The sequence below is a fragment of the Variovorax sp. P4_B11 genome (assembly GCF_056402355.1).
In genome coordinates, this window is record NZ_JBFUHO010000004.1 from 90152 (window position 1) to 105631 (window position 15480).

The window sequence follows — 15480 nt, forward strand, 5'->3', positions numbered from 1 at the left end:
GGCGCCGCCCCCGCACCTTAGAGTGGGCTCATGGGCGCCGTGCGCCTTCCAACCGCTGAAAGGAAGCCGGAATGACCACGCGCGTCGCACTCGTCACCGGAGGGACGGCCGGCATCGGTGCCGCCACGGCGGAGGCCCTGCTCGCCGCGGGCTACCGCGTTGCGGCCAACTACGGCACTCACGCCGAAGCCGCACAAATATTCGCCTCGCGGACCGGCATTCCCGCCTTTGCCTGGAACGTGGCCGACCCGGCCGCCTGCCGCGACGGGGTGGCGCGGGTCGAGGCCGAACTCGGCCCGGTCGAGGTGCTGGTCAACAACGCCGGCATCACGCGCGACGCCATGCTGCACAAGATGAGCTTCGAGCAATGGCGCGAGGTGCTCGACATCAACCTGGGCGGTTGCTTCAACATGTGCCGCGCGGTGATCGACGGCATGCGGGAGCGCCGCTTCGGCCGCATCGTGAGCATGGGTTCGGTCAACGGGCTCTCGGGCCAGGCCGGCCAATGCAACTACGCGGCCACCAAGGCCGGCCTGATCGGTTTCACGAAATCGCTGGCGCTCGAGGGGGCGTCGCGCAACATCACGGCCAACGTCATCGCCCCCGGCTACACGGACACGTCGATGGTCGGCGACGTGCCGCCGGAGGTGCTGGCGCAGATCCTGAAGTCCGTTCCGGCCGGACGCCTGGCGACGACCGCCGAGATTGCGCGTGCGGTGGTCTTTCTCGCGGCGGACGATGCCGGCTTCATCACCGGCGTCACGCTGTCGATCAACGGCGGCAAGTACATGCCCTGAGGACGACGGCGATGCGCGCGATGGTGCTTCATGCCGTCGGGCAGGCACTGAAACTGGAACATCGCCCGCTGCCGGAGCCTGCGGCCGGCGAGCTGCGACTTCGCGTGCTGGCCTGCGCGGTCTGCCGCACCGACCTGCACGTGGTCGACGGCGACTTGCCGCTGCCCCTGATGCCGATCGTGCCGGGCCATGAGATCGTCGGCGAGGTCGAGGCGCTCGGCGCGGGCGTCCAGGGGCATCGCGTCGGCGACCGGGTCGGCGTGCCCTGGCTCGGCCACAGCTGCGGGCATTGCGCCTTCTGCGCCGAGGGCCGGGAAAACCTCTGCGACACCCCGCGCTTCACCGGCTACCACCGCGACGGCGGCTTCGCGAGCCACGTCCTCGCGGAGGCCGATTTCTGCCTGCCTCTGGGCCGGCTGACGCAGCAGCCGGCCCGGATCGCGCCCCTGCTGTGCGCCGGCCTGATCGGATGGCGCTGCCTGAAGGCGGCCGGCAGCGGCGCGCGCCTTGGCCTCTACGGCTTCGGCGCCGCCGCCCACCTGATCGCGCAGGTGGCCGTCGGCCAGGGGCGCCGGGTCTTCGCGTTCACGCGGCCGGGAGACACCGAAAGCCAGGCCTTCGCCCGCAGCCTCGGCGCCGCGTGGTCGGGAGGATCGGACGAGATTCCACCCGAGGCACTGGACGCCGCGATCATCTTCGCGCCCGCCGGCGAACTGGTGCCGACGGCCTTGCGGGCGGTTCGCAAAGGCGGGCGGGTGGTGTGCGGCGGCATCCACATGAGCGACATCCCCGCTTTCCCGTACCGCCTGCTCTGGGAGGAGCGCGAGCTGGTCTCGGTGGCCAATCTCACACGCGCCGACGCCCATGAATTCCTTGCGCTGGTGCGCTCGCGTCCACCGCAGGTCCACGTCGCCACCTACCCGCTGGAGCAGGCCAACGAAGCGATGGCGGATCTGCGGGCCGGCCGGCTGCAGGGCGCGGCGGTGCTGCTGCCCTGAGCGGATTCAAGTGGCACCGGACCCTGATATCCGGTCCGGCGCCGCAACCACGCGCAGCACCTTGCCGCTGCGGCCGGCGTGGCCGGGTTCGCCGCTGCGGCAATGGACGTGCACCCCCACCGCGCCCAGGGATTCGAGGAAGTCGCCGAGCACCCGGCGCGCCCGCTGCAGCGCGAGTTCGGCCTCGGCACCGGACAGGCCCGTGCGCAGGAGCAGCTTGCACGGCCCCTCCTGCACGAGTTGGAAGTCGAACAGGCCGGCCTCCTCTTCCAGCATCGTGCTCAGCGCCAGCGGGAGCACGCTGACCGGGCCCGAACTGGCGCGGCCCAGATGCAGGGTGTCCTCGCTGCGGCCCTGCACTTCGATCACGGGCAGGCAGGAGCCGCACGGGCATGCGCGTTCCTGCACCGTGACGCGATCGCCCAGGTCGTAGCGGATCAGGGGCTGCACGTGGTTCGCCAGGTTGGTCAGCAGCGTCGTCGCTGCCGCCTCGCCGGGCGCAACGGCTCGGCCCCGTGCGTCCACCGGCTCGAGAATCGCCCAGTCGCTGTTGAGATGCAGGTGACCGTGCTGGCACTCGGACGCCAGGGACAGGAACTCCGACGCGCCGTAGCTGTTGGCCACGGGGCAGCCGAAGGCCCGCTTCACGAACTCGCGCTTGGCCTGCGACAGCTCTTCGCCGCCGGTCCACATCTCGCCCAGCGTCACGCTCAGGCGCCCGCCCATCCGTTCCTCGGCCAGCAGCACGGCCGCGCTGGGATAGGTGGCGATGACGGTCGGGGCGAAGGCGTTCAGTTCCGCCACGATGCCGTCGACCGGCTGCAGGAAGGAGATGCTGCGCATGCGCACCGACATGGCCGGATTGAGACGGCGGAGGCGCTCGATCGACACCGTGCTCGCGAAGTGGCCGCCGGTCGCGCCGACGAAGGCCATGCGATCGGCCAGCCCCCACGGGTCCAGCAGGCGTTGCAGCGGCCGCAGGGCCGGCCGCCGCAGCGCCTCGAGCGCATCGTAGACCGCCATCGCCGTTGCATCCTGCACGAAGATCCCGGGATCGCCGCTGCTTCCCGAGCTCTCCCACACCACGTAGCGACCGAGGAAGGGTTCGGCGATGCGCTGCCGGTCGGCCACGAAGCGGCGCATGTCGTCCAGCCGGAGACCGGGGTCGGCCACCCATTCGTCGAAGCACTGCATCAGATCGGCCTTGTGCATCACCGGCAGGTCCCCGAGGCGCAGGCTGCCCAGGTCACGGCCCGCCAGCAGGCGGCAGTACAGCGGCGACCGCAGCCTCGCCGCGGCGAGCAATTCGCCCAGGCGGCGTGCCTGACGGGCGGCGATCGAGTCGGCGGACGCGTGCGAGGCCAGTGCGACGTCCATCGCCACCGTCCCGGACAACCAGGGATCGACCGGCACCGGTGGGGCCGGGCTCATAGGGCAAGCTCCGTGCTGCGCACTGCGGTGCGAGCTTGCTTGGGGCGGCCCGGCGCGGCGCTCATGCCGGCCTCGCGCCCGTCCCGTCGAGCAATCCAATGGTCATCGCCGCTCCTTCGAACATGGGAGCTTGGCAGTCGACGCGCGCATCGGCTTGATGCGCGTCAAGGGAACGCTGCTTCCCGCAAGCTTGATCCAGCGCAAGCCCTCCCACCCGTGGCGCGCGCACCATACAAGCGCTTCAGCGGCAAGGAGTTCGCACCATGATTCACACCATCGGGACCATCGAATCGCCATGAAAGTCACTGCCCCTTCGACAGTGCAAGGCAGCGCACGCGCCGTCGGATTGACGGCGGCCACCCTGGCGCTGCTGGGAGCCGGGGTGCTGTGGCTCGCGCTCAATGCGCTGGTCGCATGGGTCACCCGGGATTGAGCCAGCCTCCTCGACTGCGTTATCAAGCGCCCCCCGGATTCGTCCCGCGCAAAGAAAAACGGCCTGCGCCTTGTGGGCGTAAGCCGTTGATCTATCTGACGATTTTGGTCGTGTGAAAGGATTCGAACCCTCGACCCCTGGGGGCGCGTTTGTCAGGTCTCTGCGCCACGCCAGGCGCGGCACTGTCCTGGAACCGGCCGATGCGCCACGGAAGGCGTAGCCCGAATCTTGCGGCGACGTGTTCAGTGACATTTTGTGACATTTACCCAGATCTGAGGAAAAAGCGACGCGGTCAATATTTGCTCTGCTCGCATCGTGCGACAGAATGAAAGCATGACCCAGACAGGCGATCTCTCGGACGAAGAACTCTTCGAGCACGCTAAGGCGCTCCGCCTTCAGGGACTCCACGGTGACAGCGAAGCGCGCAGAGCTGCCCAAGCTCTCGAAGCCGAAGCGAGACGCCGCTTCAGCATGGCTACGACGCTGTCAGCCCCGCTGGAGAAAATACCTGTCAGTCGACGCTCGTGGTGGCGGTTTTGGTGAGTCGTTGGCCCGTGCAGGGTCGAGGAGCGGCAGACCTGAGGCTGGTCTTGCCGCGGGCGGCACCTTGGTGCCAGATCTCCTTCCGCGGTTGCCCATCGCCACATGTAATACAAATGTGCACAACTTCGCAGCGGCATCGCGTGGATGGCGCCGAATCCTGAGTGGCGGGTTCTCCACCGTGGCGGTGGACAAGCCTGTGGAAAAGCATGGGCGCTTCGTTGCAACCCGTTACCAGTCGGCCGTCGCGACGCTGTGCCCACAAAAGTGGCAACGCAAGCGCTGAAATCGGGACAGTCGCCGGCATCGAGGAACCGTCCTTGATGGGCGGGCGCCGAAGCAAGCTCTACCAGCGCCGGCAGACTGTCTGTCCGAAGGGTACGCCGCCAGGAAGAGCGTCTGGATTTCGTGTCCTGGATCGCTGAGAACACCGAAGCCGGCGACGTGATCAAGGGCACCAGCGCGTTGCGCAAGGTGCGCTGGACCCGTCCCGGCATGGGCAAGCGCGGTGGTGCCCGTGTGATCTATTTCACCCGCAAAGAGCGCGGCGATCTGGTGTTGCTGCTCGTCTACGTGAAGGCCAAGTTCGACAACATCCCCGCCGCAACCCTGATGAAGCTGAAGGAGGCTCTCGATGCCTAAGACCAAAGACCCGGACATGGAGCAATTCGAAAAAGACCTGCTCCAGTCGATCGATCTCGAGTTCAACTTCGTCGACACTCCAGATACTGGCCCTGCCGCCGTTCAGACACCGCAGCGATGGAATCGAGCCGTGGCATTCAGCGATGAGGGTCGGATCGAAGCCGGCTTTCTGGAAATGACCATCCACGTTGATCGTGAAGACGAGCTGGAGGGGGTGACAAACTTCCGATCCAGGCCGAGACTCGCCGCCTACCGTCCCGAGCGAATTCGACAGAAGGCTGCCGAACAACTGGCCCAAGCGGCCCCCCGGGGCCATCTATGGCTTGTGCACGTGGACGACGCCGGTCATGAACGGATGCACGGTGCAGTAGTAGGCGTAGTCGCCTTCCATTGAAAAGGTAACCTCGTACCGATCGTCGGTGTCCATCGCTTTCGAGGCGATGACCTTGTCCTGGCCCGGCGCGCTGGCAACAGTGTGTGGCACCTCGTCGTGATTGACCCAGCGCACTTTGGATCCGGGCGCAATCGTGATCTCCTTGGGCCCGAAGACGAACTTGCTGACGTCGACGGTCGTCGCGGCGTCGGCCGCAAGGCCAGCCGAAGGACTCAACGCGCCGCAAGCGACCAGCGCAAACAGTGCGCCCCAACGATTCAGACTGAGTTGATCGAACATGGCGTGGCTCCTCGAATTGGTCGTGAGATAAAGTCGGGATGGGCTCAGCCTTCGAGGGGCCGGTCGACCATGGCAAGCTCGCTCTTGCCGCGGACCAGGCTGATTTGCCGAGTGCCGAGCAGCTTGCCGAGCTCACCGGCGGGGACTTTGACCGGGCCGGGCTCGCCAATCCCCTCCTGGCCTGGCGTGGGCAACGGATAGGCGAGCGACATCGCCGTGTGCAGCGCAACGCTGCCCTCGACTTTTTGCAGCACCTGGTGAATATGCCCGTTGAGGACCGTGACCGATCCGTAAGGGCGCAGAAGCGCAAGCGCCTGGGCAGAATCGGCCGTGCCCCAGCCCCAAGGTTCCCAAATCGTCCAGAGCGGTATGTGCGCCATGACGACGATCGGCGTCGAGCGCGAGACACCGGCGAGATCGCTCTTGAGCCACGCCAGTTGCTCGTCGCCCAGTGCGGCCAACATGCCTGCCTTGAAGTTGAGCACATTGTTCAGCCCGATGAAGTGCACGCCGCCCTGATCGAAGCTGTACCAGGCGCGGCCCTTGCCGTCGTGGTCGAAGAACTTCAGGTAGCCGGTGACACCATCGTCGATCGTGTCGTGCTCACCCGGTACGGTATGGACGCGGTCGACGCGAATCTCCTTGAGGATTTCCTTGGCGCTGCCGAATTCCTCGGGTTTTGACAAGTGGCTGACATCGCCCGTATGCACGACGAATGCAGGAGCCTGAGGCAGCGCATTGATGTCGGCGATGGCGTGGCGCAGGCTGCCAACGACATCGGGGTTGGCCTCTTTGTGGAAGCCGATGTGGGTGTCGCTGATCTGAACGAAGGTCAGTGCACCGCGCGTAGCGCCTGGCGGCATGCCAGTACCGGTTGCACCCAGGGCGCGCGGTATGCCGCCGCTCACGGTCCAGACGACGGCTGCGCCGCCCCATGCGGATAGACAACTGAGGGCGCGACGTCGGCCCGGATCGTACGTATTCATGAACTGCTCCTGTCAATGGGTTGAAGGTCGTTGCAAAGGCAATACGAAGCAAGGCAGAGATTTATTCCCGCCTTTTTGCGCGAGTGCGCACTCGCCTGCGGAATAGATTCCGTTCGGGCGCAGTCATCGCTTCATGTGTGTTGACAACAGGACTCGCATATGACCTTGACCGCCCATCACCTGCGCCTGGGTTCGGGCGTGGTGCTCATGAGCTACATCTCGCTGCACCTGTTCAATCACATGCTGGGCATCGTCTCGTTGCCGCTCGCGGAGGCCGGGTTGCGCTTGTCGATCCGGCTGTGGCAAAGCACGCCGGGCACAGCGGCACTGTACGGTGCGTTCGCGCTGCACTTTGCGCTTGCATTGCGCACGATCTACCAACGCCGCGAATGGCATTTGCCGGCCACGGAATGGCTTCGTCTGTGGTCGGGCTTCAGCCTTCCTTTGCTGCTGATCGGCCACGCCGTGAACACGCGGCTAGCGACGTCCTTCTACGCATTCGAGCCGAGTTACGAAAAGATCATCGCCGGACTGATCTCGGGCGGCACGCAGGGTTGGCAGATCGCGCTGCTCGCGCCAGGCTGGGTGCATGGTTGCCTGGGCCTGTGGATCACGGCGCGTCATCGGGTTCCGTTGCGCCGCGCCCGGCTCGTATTGGCCGCGATTCTCGTTGTGGTGCCGCTGCTCTCGGCTGCGGGGTTCATCCGCATGAGCCGCAGCATCGAGCCTCGCGCAGCCATCCTTGTGACACATGCGGCAGAGACGCGCCCTCGTGCGGCGGCGCTCGCTGCATGGCGTCGAGCCCTGCTGGGCACTTACCTGTCGCTGCTCGCTGGCTCGTTTGTAGCCGGCCGATGGCGCGATGCGAAGACGAGCGACTCGGCAGCGCCGTGACCTGGGCCGGTCGCCCGCGGCAGAAAACAGCTCGCCCCCGGGGCTACTATCCGGCGTCGGGCGCTGCCAGGCGCTTGCGTACCAGCCCCGTGAAGGTTTGCAACTCCGCAGCATTCATGTCTGATACGGCCCAGGCCTGCATTCCGGCCTGTCGCCAGTGCACGATGTTATAGCCCTGTCGCACGAGCAATTCGGGTGGGACTGACTCGCTGTCAGGCGTCGGCCAGACGAACAGGTTGATGACGTGCGGTCCGGCCTGATAGACCAGCGCAGCGACAGCCCGACCGTCCAGGTAGTCGAGCCGGCCGCCAGTCAGCGGGAAGCCTTCGGCCGCGAGGTCGATGATCGGCGGGGAGAAGTCGAGCTTGCCGGCAAACCACGGTTTGACGGTGTGATGGTCGGACGAGGCAACGTCCACCAAGTGAGACCCCATCAGTGAGCGGACGTGGCTGGCCATCACGGCATCGCGCGTCAGGTCCTGCGCGGGCACCACGAGCAGACTGAAAGCAATGCCCCAGGCGGTCGCGGCGCCGGCGCCGTATACGGCCGCCGCCTCCAGCCAGCGACGCCAGCGCGCCGCGACCGGACTCGCTGCGGGAGGTGTCGGCGTCGGCGCGGCCGCTGTCCGCACTCGGGCCAGGATGCGGCCAGTCAACCCGGCAGGTGGTGCGTACCGGGTGGCCTCGCTCCGGATCAGCGTCCCGAGGGCGTCGTCTTCATGCGTTCGCATCGCGCCTCCTTGCTGCAATTGTGGTTCCATGCTCGGGCCGCAGCGCCTCGCGCAGCAGGGCACGGGCGCGCGACAGGCGTGACATCACCGTTCCGAGCGGGATGCCGGCGACCCGCGCGATGTCCTCATACGACATCTCCTCCAACTCGCGCAGCACGATCACTTCGCGGAACGCCGGTGCAAGCGCCTCGATCGCCGCATTGACGCGCTTGCCGAGGACATGCTTGTCCCACAGGTCGGCAGGATCGATGCTGCTGTCCGGCCACGCAGCCGTGGCCAGACCGGTGGTTTCGCTGTCGCGCATTTCGTCGAACTCGATCTGATCGCCCAGACGGCGCCGTTCGCGCATGCAGTCGTAGCAGGCGTTGCGCACGATGCCCATCAACCAGGGTCTGGCATCTTCGCCGCGCAGATCGTCGAAAAAGCGCAAGGCGCGCAAGTAGGCCTCCTGCACTGCGTCTTCGGCCTGCTGCGCGTCGCGCAGCAACCAGCGCGCCAAGTTGTAGGCGGCAGGAAGATGCATCAAGGTTGCGGCCTCGAATTTGCGGGTGCGATCCATCATGGGTTTCTTCCTTGCATGACGGGGCCGGGCGCCGGGTTATTCCGGGCGTGCGTCGGGTTTTCGATCCGTCATGCGTGCTGAAAGTTCTGTTCCGTTCCCGCTCCAACCGCGCAACTGCACAGGAAGCAGCCTCTTCAAGTCGTTTCCGGTAGTTGTTCACGCTTTCAGGAGCAATGCATGCGAGGGCATGGGTCGCCGTTGATCAGCCAGGAATATTCCGCGGATCGCCGCCGTACTGCATCAAGAGGCTGAGAGGCCTCAACCACGGCACAGGCGGTGCCGCTCAACCCAGGAGATCAGCATGCGTACATTCGATCCAAAATCTGTCCCCCAAGCCGGCTCGGCAGTTGCCGGTCCGCAACTCCAGGCCAACGACGGCGATGCTCGAACGCTTCAATGTGCAAGCGCGTGCGCGACAAGACGCGACGCGCCTGGCCGCTGGCAGTTCGCTCGCGCCACTGGCACTTTGTTCCTTCTCGCTGCACTCGGCGCAGCAGTCCATGCCGAAGGGGGCATGACGCGCGCGCAGGTCAAGGCCGAGCTGGCCGAAGCGATGCGAACGGGCAACATGCTCGCCTCGGGCGAAAGCGGCTTGACCCTCAGGGAGTTGAATCCGCGGGGCTATCCTGCCCCGGTTGTCGCAGAGGGCAAGACGCGCGCACAGGTTAGAACGGAACTGGCCGACGCGATCCGAACGGGCGACATCATGGCCAATGACGAGAGCGGGCTGAGGGTCAACGAGGAGCACCCGCAACTCTACCGTGCGCAGGTTGTGGCGGCGGGGAAGACCCGCGCTCAGGTCAAGGCCGAATTGGTCGAAGCGATCCGAACGGGCGACATGCTCGCGAACGACGAAACCGGCCTGAGGCTCAACGAAGAGCGCCCGCAGCGCTACGCCAAAGCGCGGGCGACAAATGGCGGCGCGTCTCGGCTGGTGGCCGCTGAGGAACCCTCGGCCTCGGGCGGCGCCACGCAGTGACGCGTTCACGCAGGCCGGCCGGAGTCCGTCGCGGCCGGTCTGCGTCGCTCGCTCCCGTGCAGCGGCGCGGCCGGCGCTGCCGCATAATTCGCGCGGGGGCACCATGCCAGGCTTCAGACTTCTCCGAACCCTGCGCCCGGCCGGAGCGCGCTCGGTTCGGCTGGCGAGCGGGCTCGTGCTGTTTGGCTATATCGGGACTCACCTGCTGAATCATTCGCTCGGCAATGCCTCTCTCGCTTGGCTCGAGCGAGGCCTGTTGGTGCAGAAGTTCGTCTGGCAGGGGTGGCTTGGCACGACCTTCCTGTACAGCGCCCTGGTCATGCACTTCTTCCTGGGCCTATGGGCGCTGTATGAACGGCGCTCGCTGCATTGGACTCCGAACGAGGTGGCGCAGCTCACTCTGGGCTTGTGCATTCCGCCGCTGCTTGCCAACCACCTCGTGAACACGCGAATCGCCTTTGCCGAGTTTGGCTTGAACAAGGGCTATGCCCAACTGCTGTACTCGCTCTGGATCGCTCAGCCAGCGTTCGGCTGGGTGCAGCTGATGCTGCTCGTGGTTGCGTGGCTGCATGGGTGCTACGGCATCTGGTTCTGGTTGCGTTTGAAACCATGGTTCGGGGCTTGGCGCAGTGTGCTGCTGAGCGCGGCAGTGCTATTGCCGGTGCTTGCCTTGCTGGGCTATCTGCAAGGCGGCCGCGAGGTGATGGCGCTGGCCCAGAACTCGGACTGGCGCGGGCAAGCACTGGCGCAGACTGTCGTCGGGACGGCAGCGCAAAATCGCTGGCTCGTCGATTTGCGCAATGACTTCTTTCTCTTCGATGGTGGCGCGCTGCTGCTGGTGCTCTCGGCGCGAGTGATGCGTGCGCTGTGGGAGCGCAGGAATGGGCGATTTTGCGTGCGCTATCCGGAGGGAAGGCAAGTCCATGTGCCATTCGGATTTTCGGTGTTGGAGGCAAGCCGGATGGCTGGCATACCCCACGCGAGCGCCTGCGGGGGCCGCGCCCGATGCTCGTTGTGCCAGGTGCGCGTGGTCAGTGATGTGGCGCTCCCGGCGCCAGCGGAGGCGGAACGGCGCGTGCTGGAGCGGCTCGGCGCTGATTGGCGATACGTGCGGCTCGCATGCCAGTTGCGTCCGAAAGCCGATCTTGCCGTGTGGCCCCTGGTACCGCCGGCGGCATCCGCGGCCTTCCAGCAGGGGAGCCGATGGGGCGCCATGCCGCAAGAGCGATTCGGCGCGTTCATGTTCGTGGACATGCGTGATTCCACACGGCTCGCAGCGGTGCAATTGCCGTTCGACAGCCTGTTCTTCGTCAGTCGTTTCCTGGGTGCGGCCTGCGCCGCCGTGGTGCAGCAAGGCGGGCTGCCAAACCAGTTCCTGGGCGACGGGGTCCTCGCCATATTCGGTCTGGATACCGAGCCTGCCACCGCATGCCGCCAGGCGCTGAGCGCGGTTCCACTGGTCGCGATGAATATCGCGGCGCTGAACGAGGCGCTCGAACCTCAGTTGCAGCAGCCCATACGATTTGGCATCGGGGTGCATTGCGGCCGCGCGGTCATGGGTGAGATCGGCTTCCGCGAGCACGTGACGTTCACGGCGTTGGGGGACGCGTTGAACGTGGCCTCCAGGCTTCAGCAGTTGACAAGGGACGTCGGCTGCGAGGCCATCGTCTCGGACGCGGTGTTCCGGCACGCCGGGGTTTCGGCAACCGGCCTGGCGTCGCTCAATGCGCGCCTGCGAGGCCGTGATGAGGCGGTGCGCGTCCGTGTGTTGCCCGATGCGCGCCAGATGCCTCGCCCGGACGCATGACGCCGGGGGACCCAAAGTCTGCGCGGCCAGCGCAAGGAGCGCTCATGAGGAAGGTCGCGTATGCAGCGGGTCCGGTCTTCCCCAGTCGGGTTCGACCGGCTCCGTCTCCATCTGAACAGCAGGTTCGCATTGATTGGGAGAATACACAGCCAATTCAATGCTTCAGTGGACTAGGAGCTTCGGCTCAGGACCATCGTATCCACCGTGGTAAACGGCGCCCAGCGTGAACCCGGCCCGAGGCGGTTGAGGCCGCAGACGAAGGCCGGCGCGAGGTCGGCGCCCTCCGGCAGCTCGTCGGCGACGTTCTCGTTGGCGAGCTGCGCCCACCACGCGCGGAAGAACGGCATCAGCGTCGCCTTCACGAGATGTCGATCAGCCTGGTGGAGCGTGCGCGCCATCATCCGGGCGACCGCGTGGGACGTCACCGCGATCGGCGAGAAATCGACGCTGCGCTGCCGGGCGACAGCGTGAACGTGGAGACCGTGACCGGACGACAGCGCCTCGCCGAAATCGATCGTGGCGTAGCCGGCGACGCTCCAAAGCGCGCGATCGCCGTAGCCGCGAAGGACCGATTCGGCGACGATGTCCTCGGCGAAGAAGGCGCGCCATGCGGCGAGACTTCCAGCCTTTGCGCCGAGGCGCTCCACGCGCCGATGGCGCGCAGCCGTCTCCGCGGCGTCGGCCGTCAGGAAGCTCCGCGCGACCGCGTGCGCGAGGCCCGGATCGTTCGCCGCGATGAAGGTCTCGGGCTTGAAGCTCATGCCTGCGACCCCGTCTCCATCAAGGCGTCAACTCGGCTTCGATGAAGTACCGCTGCTCCGCGAGCCATGCGCGCATGCGACCCGAATCGCCGCCGAACATGCGGTCCTCCGAGAACTTCTTCGTGTAATCGCACCGGTATGTGTCGTCCACCCTCAACTGCTGCCGCAATGCGCGCCGCTCGCACTCGTAGATCACGGACGTGAGGCGTTGAGGGGTCGACTTTCCTGCGTCGAGAGGCGCAATGGGCGCAAGCTGCCGTTGGGAGTGAGCGGCTGTATGCAGAAGCACAAGAAGAAGAAGAAGAAGAACCGTAGGCAACTTGACCATGACAAAGCCTTTTTTTTGGGGTGAGCCTGCGAAGGCAGAGCGCTGCCGTTCGCCCATCATTCGCAGGCGAGGAGGACAGCCGTACGGCATGCATGACGCTGTCTCGGTCATTCGCCCAGCACGCACAGGCGATGCCACTGCACGACGCGATGACCGCAGTACTGCGCGACGATGCGGCTGACCTGTTCCGCGTGGTCGGACACGTCCCAGCGCCTGTCGACCCATTCCAGCGCCTCGTAGAGGTCGTTCGAATCGCCCGTCAGGTCGTACCTGTCCATCAAGGCACTGCTGAGTTCGAGGTTGGAGCGTTCGTCGCCGCTCGCTGCCTGGTTGCGCAGTGAATCGAAGCGGGAATCCGTCGAAACGAATGCGGCGCCGCCGTTGGGCAGAGGATGCTTCATCGCTGCCTCGACATGCCCGGTCGGACCGCGCCAGGCAAGCGCCAACAGAACGCAGGCGAGCAGCGCCACGACGTAGCGTGGGGAGGTCCGCCATGCGGCGGTGGTCAGGTATCGAAGGGATCGATCGAACATTGGCAAGCTCTCCTTGAGAGGACCCATGTGGAGTTGAAGCAACCTTGGTTCATCAAAAAAAACAAGAACAAGCCATAAGGCCTCAGGCTTGATGCGTGCTCTGGAGCTTGCGTTTTCCAAGCCGCACGAACACCGTGGCCGGCGCCCGCGCGCCTTCAGAGCACCGGCGGCAGCGCGCGGCGCGTCTCCTGCGCGCGTTCCCAGGCAACGATGCGGCGCTCCAAGTCGGCCGGATCTGTGGCTTCGCCGAGGAAGCGGTCGCGGGCCAGATCGGGGTCGAACCCAGCCACCCACTGGGTCGCGTGGGTCACCGCCTTGCGCAGTTCTTCCATCAGCGTGGAGGCTTCCGGCACGCGGGGTGTGGTCTCGTGGCCGGCGTCGAGGACTTCGAGGTTGGCGACGGAAGGGATGGTCTTGGCGGTGATCATGAAAGTCTCCTATGGTTGAACAACCGATGGAGGCATGGTCGCGGTGCCTGAGCTGCCCGGCGCGCCTGCGTTCAATACTGACCGGCGGGCCCTGGCGTCGGCCGTCGAGCGGTTGCCACTCCGCTGGCAACCGCCCWACTTTTCGTAGCGCACGACGCCGTCCCACCGGGACAGCTGCTCCGGGTCTTCCAACTGTCTGCACTGTGCTTGCAGCCAGCGCACGCGGGGATCGTCTGCCCACGCGGGCGCGCCAATCGCCGCTTGGAGCGCTTGCAGATCGGCTAGCTGGCGCACCCCTTCCAGCATGCACAAAAGGGTCTCCCAGCGTGCGGCATGGCCGGCCGACGACAGGCTTCGTGTGGGATCGAGCACCTCGTAGACATCGAAGAGGGTTTCCATGCCTGCCAAGGCCACGCGGGCTGCCCGAACAAATGGCGTGCGTGTCACGTCCAGAAGCCTGGCCACCTCTTCGGTGACGAGCAGCGGCGCGTCGAGTCGGCCGGGTTTGGTGAGCGTCTCCACACGGGATGCGCAGTTGACCGAAGTGCCCAGCAACCCGTACTTGAAATGCCGGCTCGATGTCATCGAACCGGCCAGCACCTGCCCCTTGGCAATGGCGATGCCACACACCGGGCCGGACGGCGACGACAAGGACTGCAAAGGGGTTGTCTTCAACTGCTCAAGAATCCGCAGCGCGCAGTCAACCGCCAGTTGGGCCTGGCCGGGTTGCTCGAACGGCACCCCCCAGGCGGCGAAACACCCATCGCCCTGGTAGTCGATCACCGTTCCCTCGTGAGCAAAGACTTCCCGCGAGACGGTGTCCATCGTGCTTCGGAGTTCTTTCTGCCATCGAAGCAAGTCTGTCGCCGCCGCCTCGGTGGAAAGGCAGAAACCTCGAAGATCGAAGATCAGACTGGTGGCCTCCATGATACGAGGGTCGCCTTCGGCACTCGAGCGTCCGCCAGGGCGCATCAGCAGATCAACGACCTTGGGCGAGAAGTACTGGGTCAAATGGGCCTGCCTCTGGGCCACCAGATGCTGGCGCGTGAGCGTGCTGACCAGGCTGAGGTAACCGGCAGCGATGTCGGCGTTGTTGTTCGGCAAGGTTTGCTCGCCGACGACATAGATCACGATGGGCTCGCCGGTGCTGCTGCACTCGATCAGGCAGGCCCCGACCGTTCGCGTCGTGTCGTGCACGGTGGCATCGATTTCGGTCGAGGTGGCGTGGTTGAAAAAGGCGACCGAGCCGTCAAGGTGGAGCGCGCCGCCGATGACCCTGCGGCTGAGCACCGGGGCGCGTTCTCCGTTCAGTGAGTACGTTGCGAGCATGCGCGACGACTCGATGCGCTCCGGATGCGCTTGCACGACATAGGCCGAACTGACGACGGGCGCGAGCACTTGCACCAGAAAGGCGCAAGCCTTCTGCAGCACCTCGCCTTCGGCGTGCGCCTCACCGAACAAGCGAGGCAGTTCCAGCGCCGACTTCAGGATCAATTGCGGGTCCAGCGTCGCGAAGTTCACCGCCGTCAGCTTGAGCTCGGTGGCCAGCGTCTGCTCGATCTGGCCCCCGAGCTCAAGCACCCGCAGGCGCAGGGGTCCGACCCGCAACTCGTCGTGCAGGCGCAGCGCACAACGCTGTCCATGCCCAAGCTTCATGCCGTTCACCAGGGTTCCGACCTTGCTGTGATCCTCCACCACCCAGCCTCGTGCGGTAGGGACGAGCTGGGCATGCAGCCGAGACACGCTGCCCTGGTCGGCGTCGATCTGGATCTGGCAGCCGGGCGAGCGCCCGATCGTCACAGGTTCGGCGGCCCAGAAGTCCAGGCGCTTGACGGCACCTGCGGCAGTGGCTTCCAGGATCAGGCGCACGGCACCCTCGAGAAGGATGGCGGCGGGGGTGAATCCGTAGCAAAACCCCGTGACTGGTCACAAATTGACTTGATGTTCATTGATAATGA

General features: G+C 65.8%; 17 protein-coding genes. 7 read left to right on the top strand and 10 right to left on the bottom strand.

Going from position 1 to position 15480, the window contains the following annotated elements; all coding sequences use genetic code 11:
* Positions 1-71 precede the first annotated feature (71 nt).
* Together phbB and AC1DYD_RS05950 are read left to right on the top strand one after the other, a co-directional pair.
* Positions 72-797 (top strand): acetoacetyl-CoA reductase, encoded by a 726-nt coding sequence (gene phbB / locus AC1DYD_RS05945; RefSeq protein ID WP_478171826.1) that lies wholly within the window; start codon positions 72-74, stop codon positions 795-797.
* A gap of 11 nt (positions 798-808) precedes the next feature.
* Positions 809-1795 carry a zinc-dependent alcohol dehydrogenase family protein gene (locus AC1DYD_RS05950; protein WP_478171827.1) on the top strand — a complete coding sequence of 329 codons (987 nt, stop codon included), beginning with the start codon at positions 809-811 and terminating at the stop codon, positions 1793-1795.
* A gap of 6 nt (positions 1796-1801) precedes the next feature.
* On the opposite strand, the gene AC1DYD_RS05955 is transcribed toward AC1DYD_RS05950, so the two are convergent.
* Entirely contained in the window at positions 1802-3226 is a 1425-nt protein-coding gene (locus AC1DYD_RS05955; protein WP_478171828.1) for a phenylacetate--CoA ligase family protein, read from the bottom strand.
* 295 nt (positions 3227-3521) lie between these two features.
* On the opposite strand from AC1DYD_RS05955, the gene AC1DYD_RS05960 reads away from it, so the two are divergent.
* Positions 3522-3659 carry a hypothetical protein gene (locus AC1DYD_RS05960; protein ID WP_478171829.1) on the top strand — a complete coding sequence of 46 codons (138 nt, stop codon included), beginning with the start codon at positions 3522-3524 and terminating at the stop codon, positions 3657-3659.
* Between the two features lie 948 nt (positions 3660-4607).
* Positions 4608-4841, top strand: a complete 234-nt coding sequence (locus AC1DYD_RS05965; RefSeq protein ID WP_478171830.1) for a hypothetical protein — start codon at positions 4608-4610, stop codon at positions 4839-4841.
* 316 nt (positions 4842-5157) lie between these two features.
* On the opposite strand, the gene AC1DYD_RS05970 is transcribed toward AC1DYD_RS05965, so the two are convergent.
* Together AC1DYD_RS05970 and AC1DYD_RS05975 are read right to left on the bottom strand one after the other, a co-directional pair.
* Positions 5158-5514, bottom strand: coding sequence for a cupredoxin domain-containing protein (locus tag AC1DYD_RS05970; RefSeq protein ID WP_478171831.1), 357 nt, complete (start codon positions 5512-5514; stop codon positions 5158-5160).
* A gap of 44 nt (positions 5515-5558) precedes the next feature.
* Complete coding sequence (locus tag AC1DYD_RS05975) at positions 5559-6500, bottom strand: metallophosphoesterase family protein (RefSeq protein ID WP_478171832.1); 942 nt, start codon at positions 6498-6500, stop codon at positions 5559-5561.
* A gap of 207 nt (positions 6501-6707) precedes the next feature.
* On the opposite strand from AC1DYD_RS05975, the gene AC1DYD_RS05980 reads away from it, so the two are divergent.
* On the top strand, positions 6708-7394 hold the full coding sequence (locus AC1DYD_RS05980; RefSeq protein ID WP_478171833.1) for a hypothetical protein: 687 nt from the start codon (positions 6708-6710) through the stop codon (positions 7392-7394).
* A gap of 46 nt (positions 7395-7440) precedes the next feature.
* Here AC1DYD_RS05980 and AC1DYD_RS05985 read toward each other — a convergent pair whose 3' ends face one another.
* Positions 7441-8124, bottom strand: a complete 684-nt coding sequence (locus AC1DYD_RS05985) for an anti-sigma factor family protein (protein ID WP_478171834.1) — start codon at positions 8122-8124, stop codon at positions 7441-7443.
* Positions 8111-8686, bottom strand: a complete 576-nt coding sequence (locus AC1DYD_RS05990) for a sigma-70 family RNA polymerase sigma factor (RefSeq protein WP_478171835.1) — start codon at positions 8684-8686, stop codon at positions 8111-8113. Before AC1DYD_RS05990 ends, AC1DYD_RS05985 begins: the two co-directional genes overlap by 14 nt.
* A 301-nt stretch (positions 8687-8987) precedes the next feature.
* On the opposite strand from AC1DYD_RS05990, the gene AC1DYD_RS05995 reads away from it, so the two are divergent.
* Together AC1DYD_RS05995 and AC1DYD_RS06000 are read left to right on the top strand one after the other, a co-directional pair.
* A complete protein-coding gene (locus AC1DYD_RS05995) occupies positions 8988-9665 on the top strand; it encodes a DUF4148 domain-containing protein (protein ID WP_478171836.1) in 678 nt (225 codons plus the stop codon).
* Positions 9666-9840: 175 nt separating this feature from the next.
* Positions 9841-11472 (top strand): adenylate/guanylate cyclase domain-containing protein, encoded by a 1632-nt coding sequence (locus AC1DYD_RS06000; RefSeq protein ID WP_478171837.1) that lies wholly within the window; start codon positions 9841-9843, stop codon positions 11470-11472.
* Between the two features lie 170 nt (positions 11473-11642).
* Here the strand turns inward: AC1DYD_RS06000 and AC1DYD_RS06005 are convergent, their stop codons facing one another.
* From AC1DYD_RS06005 to AC1DYD_RS06025, 5 genes are all read right to left on the bottom strand, one after another.
* Positions 11643-12233 (bottom strand): hypothetical protein, encoded by a 591-nt coding sequence (locus AC1DYD_RS06005; protein WP_478171838.1) that lies wholly within the window; start codon positions 12231-12233, stop codon positions 11643-11645.
* Positions 12234-12252: 19 nt separating this feature from the next.
* Positions 12253-12561: a hypothetical protein gene (locus AC1DYD_RS06010; RefSeq protein WP_478171839.1), complete on the bottom strand. Its 309-nt coding sequence runs from the start codon at positions 12559-12561 to the stop codon at positions 12253-12255.
* 107 nt (positions 12562-12668) lie between these two features.
* Positions 12669-13094 (bottom strand): hypothetical protein, encoded by a 426-nt coding sequence (locus tag AC1DYD_RS06015; RefSeq protein ID WP_478171840.1) that lies wholly within the window; start codon positions 13092-13094, stop codon positions 12669-12671.
* Between the two features lie 155 nt (positions 13095-13249).
* Positions 13250-13522, bottom strand: a complete 273-nt coding sequence (locus tag AC1DYD_RS06020; RefSeq protein ID WP_478171841.1) for a hypothetical protein — start codon at positions 13520-13522, stop codon at positions 13250-13252.
* A 9-nt stretch (positions 13523-13531) separates the two neighbouring features.
* Positions 13532-15391 carry an FHA domain-containing protein gene (locus AC1DYD_RS06025; RefSeq protein ID WP_478171842.1) on the bottom strand — a complete coding sequence of 620 codons (1860 nt, stop codon included), beginning with the start codon at positions 15389-15391 and terminating at the stop codon, positions 13532-13534.
* Positions 15392-15480: the final 89 nt, after the last annotated feature.